Origin of the sequence: Janthinobacterium agaricidamnosum, assembly GCF_003667705.1 — a bacterium.
GTDB lineage: Bacteria > Pseudomonadota > Gammaproteobacteria > Burkholderiales > Burkholderiaceae_D > Janthinobacterium.
The window spans coordinates 2,526,114-2,544,409 of the sequence record NZ_CP033019.1; the positions used below are offsets into that span (position 1 = coordinate 2,526,114).

General features: G+C 61.6%; 18 protein-coding genes. 14 read left to right on the top strand and 4 right to left on the bottom strand.

Going from position 1 to position 18,296, the window contains the following annotated elements; all coding sequences use genetic code 11:
- Positions 1 to 70: 70 nt before the first annotated feature.
- Complete coding sequence (locus tag D9M09_RS11350) at positions 71 to 898, bottom strand: IS5 family transposase (RefSeq protein ID WP_070308615.1); 828 nt, start codon at positions 896 to 898, stop codon at positions 71 to 73.
- A gap of 144 nt (positions 899 to 1,042) precedes the next feature.
- On the opposite strand from D9M09_RS11350, the gene D9M09_RS11355 reads away from it, so the two are divergent.
- The 3 genes from D9M09_RS11355 to D9M09_RS28910 all read left to right on the top strand — a co-directional run bounded on the left by D9M09_RS11355 (position 1,043) and on the right by D9M09_RS28910 (position 3,378).
- On the top strand, positions 1,043 to 1,198 hold the full coding sequence (locus D9M09_RS11355; RefSeq protein ID WP_121669298.1) for a transposase: 156 nt from the start codon (positions 1,043 to 1,045) through the stop codon (positions 1,196 to 1,198).
- Between the two features lie 625 nt (positions 1,199 to 1,823).
- On the top strand, positions 1,824 to 2,648 hold the full coding sequence (locus D9M09_RS11360) for a hypothetical protein (RefSeq protein ID WP_205602351.1): 825 nt from the start codon (positions 1,824 to 1,826) through the stop codon (positions 2,646 to 2,648).
- On the top strand, positions 2,638 to 3,378 hold the full coding sequence (locus tag D9M09_RS28910) for a hypothetical protein (protein WP_162995636.1): 741 nt from the start codon (positions 2,638 to 2,640) through the stop codon (positions 3,376 to 3,378). The genes D9M09_RS11360 and D9M09_RS28910 overlap by 11 nt, the downstream gene beginning before the upstream one ends.
- 78 nt (positions 3,379 to 3,456) lie before the next feature.
- On the opposite strand, the gene D9M09_RS11370 is transcribed toward D9M09_RS28910, so the two are convergent.
- A complete protein-coding gene (locus tag D9M09_RS11370; RefSeq protein ID WP_121669300.1) occupies positions 3,457 to 4,380 on the bottom strand; it encodes a LysR family transcriptional regulator in 924 nt (307 codons plus the stop codon).
- 116 nt (positions 4,381 to 4,496) lie between these two features.
- Here D9M09_RS11370 and mdcA point away from each other — a divergent pair, with 116 nt between their 5' ends.
- Genes mdcA through mdcH form a run of 9 tightly spaced genes read left to right on the top strand, consistent with a single transcriptional unit; the run spans position 4,497 to position 11,789 of the window.
- Positions 4,497 to 6,173, top strand: a complete 1,677-nt coding sequence (gene mdcA / locus D9M09_RS11375; RefSeq protein WP_240453617.1) for a malonate decarboxylase subunit alpha — start codon at positions 4,497 to 4,499, stop codon at positions 6,171 to 6,173.
- A complete protein-coding gene (locus D9M09_RS11380; RefSeq protein ID WP_121669301.1) occupies positions 6,173 to 7,060 on the top strand; it encodes a triphosphoribosyl-dephospho-CoA synthase in 888 nt (295 codons plus the stop codon). The genes mdcA and D9M09_RS11380 overlap by 1 nt, the downstream gene beginning before the upstream one ends.
- Positions 7,047 to 7,355 carry a malonate decarboxylase subunit delta gene (locus D9M09_RS11385; protein WP_121669302.1) on the top strand — a complete coding sequence of 103 codons (309 nt, stop codon included), beginning with the start codon at positions 7,047 to 7,049 and terminating at the stop codon, positions 7,353 to 7,355. Before D9M09_RS11380 ends, D9M09_RS11385 begins: the two co-directional genes overlap by 14 nt.
- Positions 7,352 to 8,206: a biotin-independent malonate decarboxylase subunit beta gene (locus D9M09_RS11390; protein WP_121669303.1), complete on the top strand. Its 855-nt coding sequence runs from the start codon at positions 7,352 to 7,354 to the stop codon at positions 8,204 to 8,206. Before D9M09_RS11385 ends, D9M09_RS11390 begins: the two co-directional genes overlap by 4 nt.
- Positions 8,203 to 9,015 (top strand): biotin-independent malonate decarboxylase subunit gamma, encoded by an 813-nt coding sequence (gene mdcE, locus D9M09_RS11395; RefSeq protein WP_121669304.1) that lies wholly within the window; start codon positions 8,203 to 8,205, stop codon positions 9,013 to 9,015. Before D9M09_RS11390 ends, mdcE begins: the two co-directional genes overlap by 4 nt.
- Positions 9,016 to 9,069: 54 nt before the next feature.
- Positions 9,070 to 9,489, top strand: coding sequence for a malonate transporter subunit MadL (gene madL / locus D9M09_RS11400; protein WP_070218631.1), 420 nt, complete (start codon positions 9,070 to 9,072; stop codon positions 9,487 to 9,489).
- Positions 9,482 to 10,246, top strand: coding sequence for a malonate transporter subunit MadM (madM, locus tag D9M09_RS11405; protein ID WP_070218632.1), 765 nt, complete (start codon positions 9,482 to 9,484; stop codon positions 10,244 to 10,246). The genes madL and madM overlap by 8 nt, the downstream gene beginning before the upstream one ends.
- A complete protein-coding gene (locus tag D9M09_RS11410) occupies positions 10,246 to 10,854 on the top strand; it encodes a malonate decarboxylase holo-ACP synthase (protein ID WP_121669305.1) in 609 nt (202 codons plus the stop codon). Before madM ends, D9M09_RS11410 begins: the two co-directional genes overlap by 1 nt.
- On the top strand, positions 10,851 to 11,789 hold the full coding sequence (gene mdcH, locus D9M09_RS11415; RefSeq protein ID WP_121671053.1) for a malonate decarboxylase subunit epsilon: 939 nt from the start codon (positions 10,851 to 10,853) through the stop codon (positions 11,787 to 11,789). The genes D9M09_RS11410 and mdcH overlap by 4 nt, the downstream gene beginning before the upstream one ends.
- Here mdcH and D9M09_RS11420 read toward each other — a convergent pair.
- Entirely contained in the window at positions 11,786 to 14,089 is a 2,304-nt protein-coding gene (locus tag D9M09_RS11420; RefSeq protein WP_240453618.1) for a TonB-dependent receptor, read from the bottom strand. The two genes, mdcH and D9M09_RS11420, sit on opposite strands and share 4 nt — an antisense overlap.
- Before the next feature lie 338 nt (positions 14,090 to 14,427).
- Positions 14,428 to 15,675 (bottom strand): PepSY-associated TM helix domain-containing protein, encoded by a 1,248-nt coding sequence (locus D9M09_RS11425; RefSeq protein WP_070288526.1) that lies wholly within the window; start codon positions 15,673 to 15,675, stop codon positions 14,428 to 14,430.
- 238 nt (positions 15,676 to 15,913) lie between these two features.
- Here D9M09_RS11425 and D9M09_RS11430 point away from each other — a divergent pair, with 238 nt between their 5' ends.
- Positions 15,914 to 16,744, top strand: a complete 831-nt coding sequence (locus D9M09_RS11430; protein ID WP_121669306.1) for an alpha/beta fold hydrolase — start codon at positions 15,914 to 15,916, stop codon at positions 16,742 to 16,744.
- An 11-nt stretch (positions 16,745 to 16,755) separates the two neighbouring features.
- On the top strand, positions 16,756 to 18,291 hold the full coding sequence (locus D9M09_RS11435) for an ATP-binding protein (RefSeq protein WP_121669307.1): 1,536 nt from the start codon (positions 16,756 to 16,758) through the stop codon (positions 18,289 to 18,291).
- Positions 18,292 to 18,296 lie beyond the last annotated feature (5 nt).

Here is an 18,296-nt window from a genome sequence, read left to right on the forward strand (position 1 = left end):
AAAATGACAATTTTTTTTGAGGCCCGCTGAAGCGGGCTTTTTTATGAGCACTAAGGAACGGTTTAATAACTTAGCGGAAATTTAGTCGACGCAGCAGCAACGAACCCATGGCCAGGTAAATCATATTTTCCGAAACATCAAGGCGCTGCTCGTAGTCGCGCACCAAGCGCCGGTAACGCATCAGCCATGCAAACGTTCGCTCGACCACCCAGCGCCTGGGTTGAACAGCGAAACCTTGCTGCCCTTGCAGGCGCCGCACGACTTCCACCGTGAAGTCAAGAAACGCAGCCTTGTCCATCAACTGTTTGCGGTCATATGCCGCATCCCCAAACAGATGCTTCACCCATGGCCAGCGTTTAATCAGGCCGTCGAGCACCATCTGAGCACCAGTGGAGTCGGCAATATCGGCTGGGGTCAGGTTCATCGCCAGTAAGCGACCGTCCGTGTCGACCGCGATATGGCGTTTGCGCCCGCTGAGTTTCTTGTGGGCGTCATAGCCTCTTGTTCGTGCCCCTGGCGCTTTCACGCTCTGGCTATCGACAACACCGGCACTCGGCAGCACCTCCCGTTCATTGCACATACGATCGAGCATCAGCGCCAAGTCATGAATGGTACGAAACAGCATGCGCCGCATCAGCCGCCGAAACCAGTAATAAACCGTCTGATACGGCGGGAAATCATTTGGCAGCATGCGCCACTCGCATCCGGACCGTACCATGTAACGCAGCGCATTGATCACCGTGCGCAAATCCGTTTTGCGAGGTCTTCCCGTCTTCGCTTGCCTTGGCAGCAGCGGTGCGATCAGACGCCACTCTTCATCTTTCACATCTGTGGGATAGCCACGTTTAAGTGCCGTCCTCACCTGCTGATGCCGGCTTCGATTCTCTTGCGTCCACATCGTCAATCACTCCAAAACATCAAAGATGCTTTGACCTGAAAGTTGCTATAAAGTTTTTAAACCGTTACTAAGAGCAGTCGATATATTGACAATTTATTTTAAGTGATATCTATAATAACTTTTGCATGAAAGTGTACGTTAGCGTTGACGCTGCGCCGAATTCTTGGCGTCGGACTGCTCACAGCGAATGCAGCGGTTGTCACCATCGGTCATCCTGCCGGCTTCAGTTCCGGTCGTCAATTTGCGACATGGCTCGGCTTGGTACTAAGCCAGACTGAAATTGGTGGATACGTTCGTTAATTTGGTTTAAGCAAACTGGGCGACGTCTATCTGTGAACATTGCTCGTTCACGGCGCTAGAGCGATCATCTCAGGCAGTGCGCACTCCCCATGGATTATTGAACTTTTAAGTGAAGGCCGTACGGCGTTACAGGTACCGCTCTGGCGAACAAGTTGGCTCGAATAATTTTGGCAGTATTGTTCACGATAACGTATTTGATCTCGAGTAAAGTCCACCGAACTGAAAAGTTCGGCATACGGGACAACAAGCTTTACTTCAGGAGTGCAAGCGAAAAATACATGATGGCGAACAGAGAGTACCGTGACGAGAATAACCTGATAGGGAATTGCAGCCATTGATATTAAAAATAAGATAAGAAATTGTCGGTGAATTCTATCAGGGTCTGCAAGTGATGGACCTGCATCAACAGGCTAGATATCAGACTGTTACCTCATCTGGACTTAACGTGCGAAGCTACTTAATCTCCGTGAGTCGTCCATATAAGTTATCCATAGAGCCTGTCCAGGCTCACGTCCACACTTATCCGCCAAAAAATATGCGCTTTTAAGTGATATTTAAAGAGACTACATCCAAAAATGAAGCTATCATTTAGGATTGATCCTACTTACTAAATTCAAAGGAAAACATGACAGTCGATCTTGATGTGGTTATAGATAGTCCCGACTATTCGGTTGAAATGAAATCTGGCCTTAAAACACTTCAGGGTTCATCGGATGCCATCAGAATAGTTGCAGAAACCGTTTTGTCGGGAAAAATCCCAGGAAGAAAGACTTTCAAAGGGAAAGTTAAAACAATCTTGAAGGCCAGCTTTAGCGGATCATATGGTCAGATTTTCACGTTAGATATTTCCGATCAGGTATTAAAAGAGAAATATGGAGAGATTGGATGGGAAGTATTTACGGAAATAATTTCTTATTTCTTAAATGATTCGGTTTATAAGGAAAATGAAATATTGAGCGCTCAAGCAAAGGAAATAATCGATAATCTGGGAGAGAAAGCAGAAGACCTTAGCAAACATCTTCGAGTTTCGGCGATGAAAAATATTCATGACACAAGTTTTAAATTTAACTATGATGTCAAAATTCGATTCAGAAAAAACAGAGATGAAAAGAAAATATTGGCAGAATTTGATAGAAGTACAGGCTTAACTTTAGCAGCGAAATTGGATCGCCAGAGCATAGATGTCTCTGTTGCAATTACAAGGTTGAATATAAATACAGGTAATGGACGTCTTCAAATTTTCGGTGAAAATGAAACTACAGCATTTGGTTTCTTGAGTGAGTATAAAGTAATAAACGCAAGGGCAAAAAGCTTGATATCGGATAATCTTTCGAAAAATAATATATTGGATGAAGAGCAACGAATTTATATAAAATTACAAGTTCGCGCTTTAAGAATTCGTGATGGAAAAGCAGTGAAGTATTTTATCTCGGGATTTTATGAGGAATAATTATCTTACTTTTCTTGGCGGGATGGCAATTACGATAATAATCGCTTTCTATGTATTGAAATTTTTCCCAATATTTGGCTCCCAATTGTCAGAGGATACGGCGGTTTGGGGCCAGTTTGGTGACTACATAGGTGGGACATTAAACCCAATCTTAAGTTTTTTATCCGTTGTACTCCTGATACGATCAGCCACATTGCAAAAAGAAGCAAATGCCGAGCTTAAAAAAGAACTTAAGAATAGCGAAAGAACTGAAAATTTTAGATTGTTTAATACGTTGTTTTTCAATATGATAGAATCACAAAAAAATATTTTTCGTGAATTTAAAATATATTTCTACGAAGGTCACAACATTGTGGAGAAAACAGGTGCTGCTGCTGTATTGCATATGGAAGAGGAAATAGAGAATTTGAGAGATAATGGCGTAGGCAACGAAGGTGTAGCAGATTATCTTAGTGAGTTGGATTCCGAAGATCAGATTTTTGGGGTTTTGCGTGCTTTTTACACTACCGTGAAAATAATTTGCGATAAGATTGTTGAGGAGAATGGTTTCAAAGAAGGAGAAGCAAGAGATCAAATAATAACTTTGATTAACTTTACAGATTTCTCTCAGCTTCGTTTGGTGGTGATTGGCACTCAATTTTTAAATTACAAATCTTGCGAGTATCTTAGAGGTAATAATTTATTTATATCCTCGCTCAACGAGGTTAAGCTTAGTTTGGATTTGTATTAATTAGAATTGGGACACTTATTGAACTTTTTCTGATGCAATCGATTTTGCTAAACATCAAGTTTTTGCGCAAAATTCGCGTCATGCATCAGCGCGCTTTTCACCACGCCCATACAACCTGCACTCCGCCGCCAGCGCCAGCAAATTGGGATCACGCTCGCGGCTGCTCTGCATCAACAGGGTGATTTGCTGGTGCGAGCCGTAGCGCGCGTCGAGGGGCAGCAGTTCGATGCGCGAGCTGAAGGCGCGCACTCTGCCTGGCAGCAGGCTGTAGCCGATGCCGCCGCTCACCAGGTTGATCAGCGAGAAGATGTCGCCCACCCTCATGGCCGTGTCGGGCACGAAGCCGGCCAGCTCGAATGCGTGGTTGAAGCTTTGCGAGGTGACGAATCCCTCGTTGAGCGTGACGAATTTGTCGTCGCGCAACTGTTGCAAGTCCACCGAGGCCGTTCCCGCATAGGGCGAGGCGAGCGGCGCGGCCAGGAAGATGTCGTCTTGGAACAGGGGCACGGCCACCAGGCCCGCATGCTGTTCGTCTTCCTGCACGCCGATGATGATGGCGTCCAGCCGGCCGTCGGCCAGGCTTTGCAGCAGGTCGCGGTTCGAACCCAGGGTCAGGTCGATGTCCAGGCCCGGCCGGCGCAGTTTCAGGGCGATCACCAGCTGCGGGATGCAGTGCAGGGTCAATGAATACAGCGAACCGATCTTCAGGCGCACGGGGTTGATGCCCGACATTTCGCGCACCTTGCGCACGCCTTCCTCGCATTCGGCCAGCGCGCGCCGCGCCGATTCGGCAAAGGTGTAGGCCGTATGCAGGGGTATCAGACTGCGCCCCTCGCGCTTGAACAGTGGGCAGCGCAAGCCGTCTTCCAGCGAGTGCAGGGCGCGGTGCACGCTGACCGTGCTCTGGCCCAGCGCATCGGCCACCCGCGCCAGGTTGTTCAATTCCATGAAGCTGAGAAAAACTTCCAGCTTTTTCAGGGTAATTTCTTCGTTGATGGCCATGACTAGCCTCTTTCAAGGGAGTTCATTAACTTCAGGGTAATGAACATGGTAGCAGGTTGATTGTCGCGCTGGCGCTTTCGTTCTATCGTCTGGACTCGATAGCTCATTCCGGAGGCATGATGTCAACCGCCACAGCAGCGCCAGCGCAGCGGCAAAAACAATGGGACACGCGGCGCACCGAGAAACGCCGACGCCTGGAAGCCGTGCGCCAATATGCGAACGGTCCCGTGCTGCAACCGGGCGACATGGTCGCCGTGCTCGAAGCGCTGCTCGCGCCGGGCGACCGCGTCGTTCTTGAAGGCAATAACCAGAAGCAGGCCGACTTCCTCGCCCGCATGTTGACCCAGGTCAACCCCGACAAGATCCACCATCTGCACCTGATCATGCCCAGCGTCAGCCTGCCCGAGCACTTGGACCTGTTCGAGCGCGGCATCGCCCGCAAGCTCGATTTCTCGTTCGCCGGCACGCAAAGCCTGCGCATCGCCCAGTTCCTGCAGGATGGCTTGCTCGAAGTGGGCGCCATCCACACGTATATCGAGCTGTATGCGCGCCTGTTCGTCGACCTCACGCCCAACGTCGTCATGGTGGCCGGCTACATGGCCGACCGCCAGGGCAATCTGTACACGGGCCCCAGCACCGAGGACACGCCCACGCTGGTGGAATCGGCCGCCTTCCGCGACGGCATCGTCATCGCCCAGGTGAACCAGATCGTCGACGACGTCAGCGATTTGCCCCGGGTCGACGTGCCTGGCTCGTGGATCGATTTCGTGGTGCAGTCCGACAAACCGTTCTTCATCGAGCCCTTGTTTACCCGCGATCCGCGCGTGATCAAGCCCGTGCACGTGCTGATGGCCATGATGGCGATCCGCGGCGTGTATGAAAAACACCAGGTGCAGTCGCTGAACCACGGCATCGGCTTCAATACGGCCGCCATCGAGCTGATCTTGCCCACGTATGGCGAGCAACTGGGCTTGAAGGGCAAGATTTGCCGCAACTGGGTGCTCAACCCCCATCCCACCCTGATCCCCGCCATCGAGACGGGCTGGGTCGAGAGCGTGCACTGCTTCGGCGCGGAACTGGGCATGGAAGGCTATGCGGCCGCGCGGCCCGACGTGTTCTTCACGGGCCGCGACGGTTCCATGCGCTCGAACCGCGCCCTGTGCCAGCTGGCGGGCCAGTACGCGGTCGACCTGTTCATCGGCGCGACCCTGCAGATGGATGGCCTGGGCAATTCCTCGACCGTCACCAACGGCCGCCTGGCCGGGTTCGGCGGCGCGCCCAATATGGGTCATGACCCGCACGGTCGGCGCCACCCGACACCGGCCTGGCTGGACCTGATCGAGACGGACGACCCGCTGGCGCGCGGCAAGAAGCTGGTGGTGCAGATGGTCGAGACGTTCCAGGACGGCGGCCAGCCGACCATCGTCGAATCGCTCGACGCCGTGGCCGTGGGCCAAGCCAGTGGCATGCCGCTGGCGCCCGTGATGATCTATGGCGACGACGTCACCCATGTGCTGACGGAAGAGGGCATCGCCTACCTGTACAAGGCCCGTTCGCTAGACGAGCGCAAGGCCATGCTGGCGGCGGTCGCCGGCGTGACGCCCATCGGCCTGCGCCACGACCCGAAGACGACGGCCAAATTGCGCGCCGACGGCCTGATCGCGCTGCCCGAGGATATCGGCGTGCAGCGCGGCGCGGCGAACCGCTCGCTGCTGGCGGCGAAAAGCATCGCCGACCTGGTCGAGTGGTCGGACGGCCTGTATCAACCCCCCGCCAAATTCAGGAGCTGGTAATGAGCACGATGATGACGACGATGACAATGACGCCGGTGCGGGAACGCGCCGCCGCGCTGGGGCGGCAGGTGCTGCAGGCGCTGCTCGATGAAGTGACCCTGACGCCGAAACCGGGCCTGGTCGATTTGCGCAGCCGGGGCGCCCACGCGGACTTGAACTGGGCCCTGATGTGCCACTCTGCCTGCGTGCTGGAACCCGTGTTTGCCGCCATGGCCCAAGCGGCTTGGGAAAGCGGCGATGACGATGGCCTGCGCCAGCGCATCGGCGCCATCGGCCGCGAAGGCGAGGCGTTGATGCTGGCAGCGACGGGCGGCGTGAACACGCACCGGGGCGCCATCTGGGCGCTGGGCCTCCTGGCGACGGCGGCGGCGCAGCAGGGCGCGCGCGGCGCATCGCTGACGCCGCACGCCGTGGCGGCGCGGGCCGGCGCGCTGGCCCGTTTGCACGATCGTGGCGCGCCTGCCGTCACCGGCAACAAGGGCGAGCTGGCATGCCGCCAGTACCAGGTGGACGGGGCGCGGGGCCAGGCCCGCGCCGGCTTTCCCCTCGTGACGGGGGCCGGGCTGGCGCAGCTGCGCGCCTCGCGGGCGCGCGGCGACAACGAGACGACAGCGCGCCTGAATGCCTTGCTGGCGATTATCAGCCAGCTGGACGACACCTGCGTGCTGTCGCGCGGGGGCGAGGCGGCCTTGCTGGACCTGCAGGCGGGAGCGGCGCGGGTGCTGGCGGCCGGCGGCGCGGCTACCAATGCCGGAACGCAGGCGCTGCTGGCGCTGGAAGCGGCGGCGCTGGCGCGCGGCGTGTCGCCGGGCGGCGCGGCCGATCTGCTGGCGGCGACCCTGTTCCTGGACAGATTACAAGAAGGAGAAGCGCATGGAGACGCGTGACTATACATTCCCCGCCGGGCAGCCGGCGTCGGGGCGCGCGCTGGCCGGCGTCGTCGGTTCGGGCGACCTGGAAGTGCTGCTGCAGCCCGCCGACGATGGCGTGACCCGCATCGTCGTCAACACCTCCGTCGACGGCAAGGGCGCCGTCTGGGATGCGCTCTTGCAGCGCGTATTCGGCGGCGAGCCGCTGCCGGCGGCGACCATCGTCATCAACGATTGCGGCGCCACGCCGGGCGTGGTGCGCATGCGCATCGAGCAAGCCTACGAAGAATTGCAAGCGGGGAGGGCGGCATGAGTACATTACAACAACTGCTTGAGCGCGACAGCTTCATCGAACGGGGGGCGCGCAGCCGCGCTAAAGCCTTGCTGGATGCGGGCAGCATGCGCGAACTGCTCGACCCGTTCTGCGGCATCGCGTCGCCGTGGCTGCCGCAGCAGGGCGTCACGGCCCAGGCGGACGACGGCGTGGTGGTGGCCAAGGGCCTGTTCGACGGCCAGCCGGCCGTGGTGCTGGCCATCGAGGGCGCCTATCAGGGCGGCAGCATGGGCGAAGTGGGCGGCGCGAAGATCGCCGGGGCGCTGGAACTGGCGGCGCGCGACAACCGCCAGGGCGTGCCGACGCGCGCCGTGATCCTGTTCGAGACGGGCGGCGTGCGCCTGCAGGAAGCCAACCTGGGCCTGGCGGCGATTGCCGACATCCATGCCGCCATCGTCGACCTGCGCCGCTACCAGCCCGTCATCGGCATCACGGCCGGCACGGTGGGCTGCTACGGCGGCATGTCGATCGCGGCGGGCCTGTGCAGCTATGTTGTCGTGACCCGCGAGGCGCGATTGGGTCTCAATGGCCCCGCCGTGATCGAGCAGGAGGCGGGCGTGGACGAATTCGACTCGCGCAGCAAGCCATTTATATGGAGCCTGACGGGCGGCGAACAGCGTTTTAAGAGCGGCCTGGCCGACGCCTATGTGGAAGACGATACGGCGCAGATGCGCGCCATGGTGGCCGAGCTGTTCGCGCGCGGCGTGCCGGCCCGGCACCGCAGCGACCAGGCGGAAAGCTACCTGGCGCGCCTGGCCGATGTCGACGCGGCCGTGCAAGCCACGCCGGAAGCCGTGCGTTTGATCTACAGCAAAGGAGCCGCAGCATGAACGCCATCACCGACACGAGCCGCGGCGCCGTCTGGCTGGCGGCCCTGACGCACAACGCTGCGCCCCTGCCTGATTATCCACCGTCCGTGCGCGTGGTCGATGCGCCGCTGGCCGGCGCACCGGCGCGCTATCTGGCCGTGCTGCCCGACCCGGACAACCGTTTTACGCGCGCCCGCACGGGTGAAATCGGCCTGGTCGAGGCGTGGCAGCTGGCGCGCGCCGTGCAGCAGGTGGTTGTTGAAGACCGCGACCTGGCCGTCAAGCGGCCGTTTGTTGCCGTCATCGACGTGGCCAGCCAGGCGTATGGCCGGCGCGAAGAGGCGTACGGCATCCACCAGGCGCTGGCCGGCGCGGCGGGGGCTTACGCCGAGGCGCGCCTGGCCGGCCATCCCGTCATCGGCCTGATCGTCGGCAAGGCCATGTCGGGCGCGTTCCTGGCGCACGGCTACCAGTCCAACCGCCTGATCGCGCTCGACGATCCGCAAGTGATGGTGCATGCGATGGGCAAGGCCTCGGCCGCGCGCATCACCTTGCGCACGGTGGCAGCGCTCGAAGCGCTGGCCGCGACGATTCCACCGATGGCTTATGACGTCAAGAATTACGCGACCCTGGGCCTGCTGTGGCAAACCTTGCAGGTGGCGCAGCCCGACCATCCTTCGGCGCAGGACACGGCTGCCGTCGACGCCTGCCTGCAGGCGGCGCTGGCCGACATCCGCGCCGATCCGGAAAGGGACCTTTCCAGCCGCCTGGGCGCGCCGCATCGCCAGGCGTCGGCAAAAGTCAGGGAGGTGCTACGGCAGCAGTGGTAAGTGAAATAACAGAGAAGACACCAAGTCATTCCTATTCCAATAACGGAGACAATCATGATCATTTACGGAACCGCACTGCTGGCCCTGTGCCATTTGCTCGGCATCTTCCTGGGCGACCTGCTCGGGCAGCTGATGGGCGTCAAGACCAACGTGGGCGGCGTGGGCATCGCCATGCTGCTGCTGATCTGCGCCCGGCTCTACATGCAGCGCCGATCCTGGCTGCCGCAGATGACGGAGCGGGGCGTCGAATACTGGGGCGCCATGTATATTCCCGTGGTGGTGGCGATGGCGGCCCAGCAGGATGTGGTGGCGGCCCTGCGCGGCGGCCCAGTGGCCGTCCTCGCCGCCATCGGTTCCGTGCTCGTTTGCGGCGCCGTGATCTCGCTGATGAACCGGATGGAAACCGCGCGCATGGAAAACCCGGCCGCCGCCGAAGCGGAGTCGATGTTGGTCAAGGAGCACCGTCATGCTTGAACTCTTTGAAAAAGCGGCCATCCACAATGGCCTGGTGACGGCCTTCGCCTTTGTCGGCCTGATCATGCTGGTATCGATGGCGCTGTCGAAATACCTGACCTTCGGCCGCGTGCATGGCTCGGCCATTGCGATCGTGATCGGCCTGGGGCTCGCTTACTGGGGCGGCGTGCATAGCGGCGGCCACAAGGGCCTGGCCGATCTGTCGCTGTTCGGCGGCATCGGCCTGATGGGCGGCGCCATGCTGCGCGACTTCGCCATCGTCGCCACCGCCTTCGAGGTGCAGGCGACCGAGGCGCGCAAGGCGGGCCTGATCGGCCTCGTGGCCCTGGTGCTGGGCGTGGTGCTGCCGTTTCTCGTCGGCGCCGGCGTGGCTTACGCGTTTGGCTATTCGGACGCCGTCAGCATGACCACCATCGGCGCCGGCGCCGTCACGTACATCGTCGGCCCCGTCACGGGCGCGGCCATCGGCGCCAGCTCGGACGTCATGGCCCTGAGCATCGCGGCCGGCCTCATCAAGGCCATCCTCGTGATGGTGGGCACGCCCGTCGCGGCGCGCTTCCTGCGCCTGAAGACGCCCCGTTCGGCGATGGTCTTCGGCGGCCTGGCCGGCACCGTCAGCGGCGTATCGGCGGGACTGGCCGCCACCGACCGCAAACTGGTGCCGTATGGCGCGCTGGTGGCCACGTTTCATACGGGCCTGGGTTGTCTGCTGGGGCCTTCGCTGCTGTTCTTCGCCGTCAAGGCTGTGGTGGCCTGATGGAAGCCTGGCGCGCGCATGATTTATTGTGGGTATCCGGCTTGCCGGACGGCGCATCCATGCCTGCCTGGCTTGATGCCGCGTGGATGGCCGCCGCACCTCTGGTGGTGCGGCGCGCCAACTGCGCGCCCGGGCGGATTCCCGTGGGCGTGCGCGGCCTGCTGCGCAGCGAGCGGCAGGCGTGCGAAGTGGAAGCGGCCGCCGTCGTGCGCCGCGTGACGCCTGAAACGGTGGCGAGGATGCCGCTGCCTGATTTTTCCTGCGCCGCGCTGGACGCATTGCGGCAGGTCGCGCCCCTGCTCGACGCCACGGGCTGGGCCTGGGGGCCGACGGGCGGCGTGGGATTTGCCCTGGCCAGCGGCTTGCCCGTGCTGCGGGCCGACAGCGACCTTGATCTTGTGCTGCGCCTTGCCGCGCCGCCGGACGCCGCGCAAGCCGAGGCCCTGCGCGCCATCGCGGAGACTGTCACGGCATGCCGGCTGGACCTGCAGATCGACACGGGCCATGGCGGCTTTGCGTATGCCGAGTGGGCGGCGGGGCGGGGCCGGGTCCTGCTGAAAACGGACCAGGGCCCCGTGCTGACGGCCACGCCATGGGAGCCGGCATGAGCGTGCTGTTTACCTTTCCCGGCCAGGGCGCCCAGTCTCCGGGCATGCTGCACGCGCTGCCCGGCGACGCGGCGGTGGCCGATACCCTGGCCGAGGCGGCTGAAGTGCTGGGCCACGATCCCTTGACGCTGGACACGGCTTGCGCGCTGGCGTCGACGCGGGCCGTGCAACTGTGCTTGCTGATCGCGGGCGTGGCCATGGCGCGCTCCCTGGCCGCGCGCGGCGCGCTGCCCGACATGGTGGCCGGCTTTTCCATCGGCGAGTATGCGGCCGCCGTCGTCGCCGGCGCGCTCGATTACGGCGATGCCGTGCGCCTGGTGGCGCGGCGCGGACAGTTGATGGAGCAGGCGTATCCCACCGGTTACGGCATGGCTGCCATCATCGGGCTTGATCTGGCGCAACTCGAACCCTTGCTGGCCCGGGTGCACGGCGCCGCCACGCCCGTGTATATCGCCAACCTGAATGCGCCGCGCCAGATCGCCATTGCCGGCAGCGAACCTGCCTTGGAGGCCGTGATGGCGCTGGCCCTCGCACATGGCGCCGGCAAGGCCAAGCGCCTGGCCGTCAGCGTGCCGTCGCATTGCCCGCTGCTGGAAGGCGCCGCGCTGGACTTGCGCGCGGCTTTCGACGGCGTGGCCATGCGCCGGCCGTCGCTCGTCTACCTGAGCAGCAGTGCGGCGCGCGCGCTGTTCGACCCGGCCCGCATCCGCGACAGCCTGGCCGCTAACATGGCCCAGCGCGTGCAGTGGAGCAGTACCGTGCGCCTGGCGTGGGAGCGGGGCGCCCGGCTGGCGCTGGAAATGCCCCCGGGCAGCGTGCTGACGCGGTTGACGGCGCCCGGCTTCACGGATGGCGTGGCCGTCTGCTGCGACGGCAACCGGGGCGACAGCCTGCTGGCGCTGGTGCGGCGGGAGCGCAACGGCAGCGTGCCTTAAAGCCTGGCGCTCAGGCCAACTTGGAAGCCACGGCCCGGCAAGGGCGCGATGTATTTCAGCGGGGAATTGTGCGGCCTGGCATCCGCGTCGAGCAGGTTGCTGCCGCTGATGAACACCTCGACGCTGGCAAACGGCGAATCCCGCACCTGCAGTGCGCGGCTTACCTGGAAGTTCACCATGGTGTAGCCGTCGAGCGGCACTTCCTCGCTGACGCTCTTGCCCAGGTACTTTTGCTTGTCGTAGCGGGTGCCTGACAACCGCGTCTTCCAGCCCTGGTTTTCCCACTGCAGATTGGCGCCGTAGCGGTTGGTGGGCATGTTGGGCAGGTAGGCGCCGTCATTGTGCGCGCGCAGCTTGTCGGGATAGTCCGCCTTGTTCTTGACCAGGTCGGCAAATGCGGAGAGGTTCAGCTTGCCGTAGGCGCCGAGTTGAACGGTCTGTGAGGCATCGATCTCGAATCCCTTGACCGTCGTATCGGTCTGCTTCCAGTATTTTAATGGCAGGCGATTGGCCATCTGGGCGCCCGAATGGCCAAGGTAGAGATAGTTCTCGTATTTCATGACGTAGCCCGTCGCGGACAGCTGGAAGCCGCGATTGGCGAACAAACCGGTCAGTTCCGTATTCCTCGCGCGCTCGGCCTTCAATTTCTGGTTGCCTTCTTCCTGGGTCATGATCGAATAGTGGCGGTTGCTCGCATACAACTCATTGACGTCGGGCGCTCTTTCCGACGCCGAGTAGCGCAGCTTTGCGCCGAACAGCTGGCCAAGCCTGGTTGAAGCGCCCAGGCTGTAGCTGTTCAGGCTGAACGACTTGTCCTCGAGTGTGGAGTTGCTCGCATTCCTCGACGTCTTGAATCCGCTCTTGCGGATGTCGTGCGCCACGTTTTCATGGCGAAAGCCCGCATCGAAGGTGGCCCAGTCGAATTCCAGGTTTTGCTTGACGAACAGGGCGCGGCTGAGCGTGCTTGCGTCGGGCAGGTAAAGTTGCGTTCCGCTGCCGGTGATATCCCTGGCCTTGTAGCTGAGGCCAAGCAAGCCGCTCAAGGGACCGGCGCGCCGCTGCGCCAGCAGGAGCTCGGCTTGATTCGTGTCGAACCGGTAGTCGTTGGCTTTGGTAGCGCCAAGACGCTCTCCCGACGCATTGTTCAGACGGGACACGCGCAATTGCGCGCTTTCAATGTACGCGACGGGGTCGCGCAGATGCGCTTCCAGCGCATATTTATCCTGCTTGATGATCACGCCGACGGGCAGCCCCTCGTCATAGTTCGCGCCGAACGACTTGTTTTCCATGGAAAAGCCCGGCACGCCATATTCGCTTTCCTTGGAATCGAGGCTGACGGCCACGTAGCCGCGATCGAAAAAGTAGGTGCTGCCGACGCCAAAGTGGGCATTGCTGGCATGGCTGTTGCCCAGGGTGCCGTGGTAATCGGGCGTCACGTCCTTGTTGATCTTGTTCTGGGTCATCGATGGCGTGCCCGGCACGTAGGCGGGGTTGGCCGGATTGACGTAGGTCTTGCGCTGCCAGACGGAGGTCGGATTATTGGTGTAGAAGGAAAAATCGCCGTCCGCCCAGTCCGGATTTTCCTTCATGAACTGGTCGATAAACGGCTGCGACGCCTTGTTGTAGACCTGCTGGATCCGCGCTTCCTTCTGGCAACTGTCGGCCAGAAAGGTATTCACGCCGCCCTTCGCGGGGAACAGCTGGCTGTTGCACACGCCTGCCTTGCTGTTGCCGGGAATATCGTAATGGCCGATCTTCTGGAATGACAGCTGCAGATTCGTCGAAAAGCGCTGCCCGTCGTTGAAGTTCGCGCGCAAGCCTTGCGCGTTCGCATCATTGAAGCCCTTGCGCAGCACCAGTTCCACATCCTTCCGCGTGCTCTCCATCTTGCGGGAAACGAGGCCGGAATCGACGTCGACGCTGCCGCCGATCGCATTGCCGCCGAAACGCACGCTATCGGATGATTTGTTGACGGTGACGCTGCGCGCAAACAGGGGATCGAACGGGATGTCGATGTCGCCGCTGAGCGCATTCATGCCGAGGATGGACTGGCCGTCTTCGAGGATCTGCACGCGGCTGCCGCTCAGGCTGCGGATCACCGGTGCGCCCGCATTCGGCCCGAAGGCGCTGCTTTGCACGCCCGAGACATGCTCGAGCATGCCGCCCAGCGTCCTGTTCTGGGCTTGCGTATTCTCGACCAGAACGACGCTGTCGATGTTTGAAGGCTTGTCTGCCCGGACCTTGATGGTTTGCAGGGTGACGTCGTCTGCCGCATAAGCGAGCGGGGCGGTGGACAGCATGGCAGCTGCGAATACGTGATGGCGCATGGATCTCTCTAAAAAGGCGGAATGGGGTGCTGGCGCGGGATGCAGGCGCAGCGCGATGGTATAGATGCAATCGAGTTGCAATAATAGCCGGCACGCCATGCTAATGCAAGTAAACTGCATTTGAGGGTTTGGGATGTCTGGCGCACGGCAAGCGCGCAGCGCAGACGGCCGGCATGTGCCGGCGACTGTGGTGCAAAGTGCTGAGGTGCGAGGGGCGTTGCGCGTTGCACATGATCGTGCCGGTGGCAATGCGTGCGGCGCAGGCTGAGTCAGTCCGCCTGCGCCCTATGGGGCGCTACTTGAGGCGGGTGTCAGCGGCTTTTCGCCTGCAGCCGGCGCGCGCGGCGCTTTCTTTCCCAGATGACGATGCCCGTCACGGACAGCATGGCGACCATCAGCCCCATGCAGGACATCAAAATACGCCCCGGCAAGCCGAGGATGCGGCCCGAGTGGAGGGGAAATTGCAGTTGCACGAAGACGTCGGCGGCCGTGCCTTCCCAGGGTTTGTGCTGGCCGATGATGCTGCCGTCCATGCCGTCGACGTACAGGTTCGACAAGCCCATGCCGGCCGTGCCGAACTCGTCGGCCGGGTCGAAGAACGAGACGTTGTAGAACGAATAATTGCCGCCATAATAAATGCCGCCGATGGGCGCCGTGATGCCGCGCTGCACGGCTTGCTTTTTCGCAATGTCCACCGCCTGCTCGAAGCCGATCACGGGCGTGATGTAACTGCCGTACGGCGCCGGCGTCTGCGTTTCATACGGTCCCGGCGTGGTGGTGGAGACGAGCGACATGACGGGGTAAAACACTTCGCGGTACAGGTTCAGCGAGAACGACGTGAACGCGACGACGATGATGACGGCCCACACCCACAGGCCGCCCGCGCGGTGCAGATCGAAATTGAGCTTGTAGCCGCCGGCCGCCCAGCGCACCACCCACGACGGTTTCCAGCGTTGCCACCAGCTGGCGGCGTCGCGGTGGCGCGGCGCTTCGTCCGGGGCGCGCTGGCGCAAACGGCGCGGCGTGGTCAGATACAAGGCCACCATGCTGTCGAGCAGCCAGATGAGGGCCACGCTCCCCATCAGCCAGTAACCCCAGCGGTCCGTGCCCCAGAAGGCGGGCACGTGCAGGCTGTAGTGCAGATGGCGCAAGAACGGCATCAGGCTGCGGCGCGACAGGGAAATGGCCGTCGAATCGCGCGTGCCCGTGATCTGCGCCGTGACGGGGTCGATGTAGACGGTGTTGTAGCCGAGCACGAACGGTTTGCCCGTGGCCGTATCGGTCAATGGGCGCACCATGAAGGCGGCCGCATGGCCTTCTTCCAGGCCCAGGGTCATGTAATTGACTTCCACGCGCGGGTCGGCGGCGGCCACCTTGTGCGCCAGCGCAAACGGCGCCTGCAGGGGGCCGCGGCCCGGGGTGTCCATGATGTCGGCGTTGAGCCATTCATCGAGTTCGTGGTCCCACGACGTGACGGCGCCCGTGAGTCCCGCGACGATGAGGAAGAGGGCGATGGTCAGGCCGGCCCAGCGGTGTATGACAGTCCAGAAAGCGCGCATGCGGTACAAACCTTCAACATGAAACCGGCTTGTTGCCGCCAGCAGGCGCCAGAGCGGCGCACAGGAAAACGCCAGGCATACGCCTGGTAGTTTGATAATGGGAATCGTTCTCATTATCCGCCGTAGCCAGGCGTTTGTCCAGCGCCAATGGTGTTGCCCAAGGTCAAATCGCGCATGTTAAGATGCTAGCAATAAATTAATTTACATTCCACATGGAAATATCCAAGGCTGAAGCGGCATGCGTATAGAAGATCGGAACAATGTCCGCGTAAGCGAACGCAGCGGTGCATCGCAGGCGGGCGCGGCAGCCACAATGGTGTTCATGCACGGTTTTGGCTGCGACCAGACCATGTGGCGCTATCTGGAGCCGCTGTTCCGTCCCCGCTACCGCACCGTGCTGTTCGACCTGGTCGGCAGCGGCGCTTCGGATTTGGGTGCCTATGATTTTGATCGCTATGCGCGGCTTGACGCGCATGGCGCCGATCTGCGCCAGGTCATCCATGCCGTCGGCGGCGGCCCCGTCATTTGCGTGGGCCATTCCGTCAGCGCCATGAGCGCCTTGCTGGCCAGTATCGCCGAGCCGGACCTGTTCGCCGCGCAAGTCATGCTGGCGCCGTCGCCGTGCTATGTCGACGATGCGGCGGCGGGCTATCGGGGCGGCTTCAGCCGTGCCGATATCGACGACTTGCTCGATGCCATGGACAGCAATTACCTGGGCTGGTCCGCCGGCATGGCGCCGGCCATCATGGGCGCACCCGGCCAGCCGGCGCTGGGCGAGGACCTGGCAAGCAGCTTTTGCCGCACCGATCCCGCCATCGCCCGGCATTTCGCGCAAGCGACGTTTTTGTCCGATCACCGCGCCATCTTGCCGCACAACCGCACGCCGGCCCTGATCGTGCAATGCAGCGACGATTTCATCGCGCCGCTGCCCGTGGGCGAGTATTTGCGCGAGATGCTGCCGCACAGCAGCCTGCACGTGGTCGAGAATGCGGGCCATTGCCCGCACATGAGCGTGCCCGATGCCAGCTACCGCGCCATCCGCCACTTTCTCGACGGCCTGCACCTGTAATGCGGGACGCGATGCCTTCCTTGCCTGATACCAGTACCTTGTTCCAGCACGCGGCCTGCGGCTTGCTGCTGTGCACGGCCGACGGCACCATCGTGCAGGCGAACGCCACTTTTTGCGGCTGGCTCGGTTATGGCGCCGGGGAATTGCTCGGGAGAAAGAAACTGCAGGACTTGCTGACCATCGGCGGGCGCGTGTTCCACCAGACGCACTGGCTGCCGCTGATGCAGGTGCAGGGCAGCGTGTCGGAAATCCTGCTCGACATGCGCCAGCGCCATGGGCAATCCATCCCCATGCTGTTCAATGCCGTGCGGCGCGTGCACGAGGGCGTGCGTTATGACGAGATCGCCGTCTTCGTCGCCAGCGACCGCCGCAAATACGAGCAGCAGCTGCAGCTGGCGCGCAAGGAAGCAGGCGAGCTCAACGACCAGCTGGCGGCCGCCGACCGGCGCAAGGACGAGTTCCTGGCGACCCTGGCGCACGAGTTGCGCAATCCGCTGGCGCCGATCCGCAACGTGCTGGAAGTGCTGCGCCTGGCGCAGCTGGACGACCCGCAGCTGCGCTGGGCCCGCGACGTGCTGGGACGGCAGGTGGGGCACATGACGCACCTGGTCGACGATCTGATGGAAGTGTCACGCATCACGCGGGGGCGCCTGGAATTGCGCCGCGCCAGCGTGGAGCTGGCGCCCGTGGTGGAAGCGGCTCTGCACAGCGTGGCGGAGCTGGCGGCGCAGTCGGGCCACAAGGTGCACGTGGAGCAATGGCCGCAGCCGATCTGGCTCGACGCCGACGCCACGCGCCTGGGGCAGATGATCGCCAACCTGCTGACCAATGCCGTCAAGTACACGCCCGCCAACGGCGTCATCTGGCTGGAAGTGGCTTGCACGGAAAACGACGTGCACATTACCGTGCGCGATTCGGGCATCGGCATTGCGCCCAAGCACCTGGACACCGTCTTCGACATGTTTTCGCAGCTGGAGCCGGCCCTGTCGCGCGCGCAGGGCGGCCTGGGCATTGGCCTGTCGCTCGTGCGGGGCCTGGCCGAATTGCATGGCGGCAGCATCAGCGCCCGCAGCGATGGCGTGGGGCAGGGCAGCACGTTCGAACTGCGCCTGCCGCTGCCCGCCGTGCCCCTGCAGGCGCCGCCCGAGCCCAACCGACGCTTGCTGGCCGGCACGCGCGAGGGCAAGGTGCTGGTCATCGACGACAGCGCCGACGCGGCCGAAAGCCTGGCGCTGGCGCTCGACATCCTCGGTTATGAGGTGCGCACGGCCTACGATGGCGCGGCCGGCATGGCGGCCGCGCAAGCTTTTATGCCGCGCGTGATCCTGCTCGACATCGGCTTGCCGGAAATGAACGGCTACGACGTGGCGCGGCTGCTGCGCAGCGAGCCCTGCGGTCAGAACGCCATCCTCGTGGCCGTCACGGGCTGGGGCCAGGACAAGGATCGCCAGATGGCGTCCGACGCGGGCTTCGATCTGCACCTGACCAAGCCTGTGGATTTTTATGAGCTTGATGCGGTGCTGCAAAAGATGCTGCAGGCGCAGTGAGCGAT

Excerpts from the sequence above, each read along its gene's own strand:
- D9M09_RS11435 (WP_121669307.1), top strand. The coding sequence starts at position 16,756 with ATGCCTTCCTTGCCTGATACCAGTACCTTGTTCCAGCACGCGGCCTGC.
- D9M09_RS11370 (WP_121669300.1), bottom strand. The coding sequence starts at position 4,380 with ATGGCCATCAACGAAGAAATTACCCTGAAAAAGCTGGAAGTTTTTCTC.
- D9M09_RS28910 (WP_162995636.1), top strand. The coding sequence starts at position 2,638 with ATGAGGAATAATTATCTTACTTTTCTTGGCGGGATGGCAATTACGATA.
- D9M09_RS11410 (WP_121669305.1), top strand. The coding sequence starts at position 10,246 with ATGGAAGCCTGGCGCGCGCATGATTTATTGTGGGTATCCGGCTTGCCG.
- mdcE (WP_121669304.1), top strand. The coding sequence starts at position 8,203 with ATGAACGCCATCACCGACACGAGCCGCGGCGCCGTCTGGCTGGCGGCC.
- D9M09_RS11425 (WP_070288526.1), bottom strand. The coding sequence starts at position 15,675 with ATGCGCGCTTTCTGGACTGTCATACACCGCTGGGCCGGCCTGACCATC.
- mdcA (WP_240453617.1), top strand. The coding sequence starts at position 4,497 with ATGATGTCAACCGCCACAGCAGCGCCAGCGCAGCGGCAAAAACAATGG.
- D9M09_RS11385 (WP_121669302.1), top strand. The coding sequence starts at position 7,047 with ATGGAGACGCGTGACTATACATTCCCCGCCGGGCAGCCGGCGTCGGGG.
- D9M09_RS11380 (WP_121669301.1), top strand. The coding sequence starts at position 6,173 with ATGAGCACGATGATGACGACGATGACAATGACGCCGGTGCGGGAACGC.
- madL (WP_070218631.1), top strand. The coding sequence starts at position 9,070 with ATGATCATTTACGGAACCGCACTGCTGGCCCTGTGCCATTTGCTCGGC.
- D9M09_RS11360 (WP_205602351.1), top strand. The coding sequence starts at position 1,824 with ATGACAGTCGATCTTGATGTGGTTATAGATAGTCCCGACTATTCGGTT.
- D9M09_RS11430 (WP_121669306.1), top strand. The coding sequence starts at position 15,914 with ATGCGTATAGAAGATCGGAACAATGTCCGCGTAAGCGAACGCAGCGGT.
- D9M09_RS11420 (WP_240453618.1), bottom strand. The coding sequence starts at position 14,089 with ATGCTGTCCACCGCCCCGCTCGCTTATGCGGCAGACGACGTCACCCTG.
- mdcH (WP_121671053.1), top strand. The coding sequence starts at position 10,851 with ATGAGCGTGCTGTTTACCTTTCCCGGCCAGGGCGCCCAGTCTCCGGGC.
- madM (WP_070218632.1), top strand. The coding sequence starts at position 9,482 with ATGCTTGAACTCTTTGAAAAAGCGGCCATCCACAATGGCCTGGTGACG.
- D9M09_RS11350 (WP_070308615.1), bottom strand. The coding sequence starts at position 898 with ATGTGGACGCAAGAGAATCGAAGCCGGCATCAGCAGGTGAGGACGGCA.
- D9M09_RS11390 (WP_121669303.1), top strand. The coding sequence starts at position 7,352 with ATGAGTACATTACAACAACTGCTTGAGCGCGACAGCTTCATCGAACGG.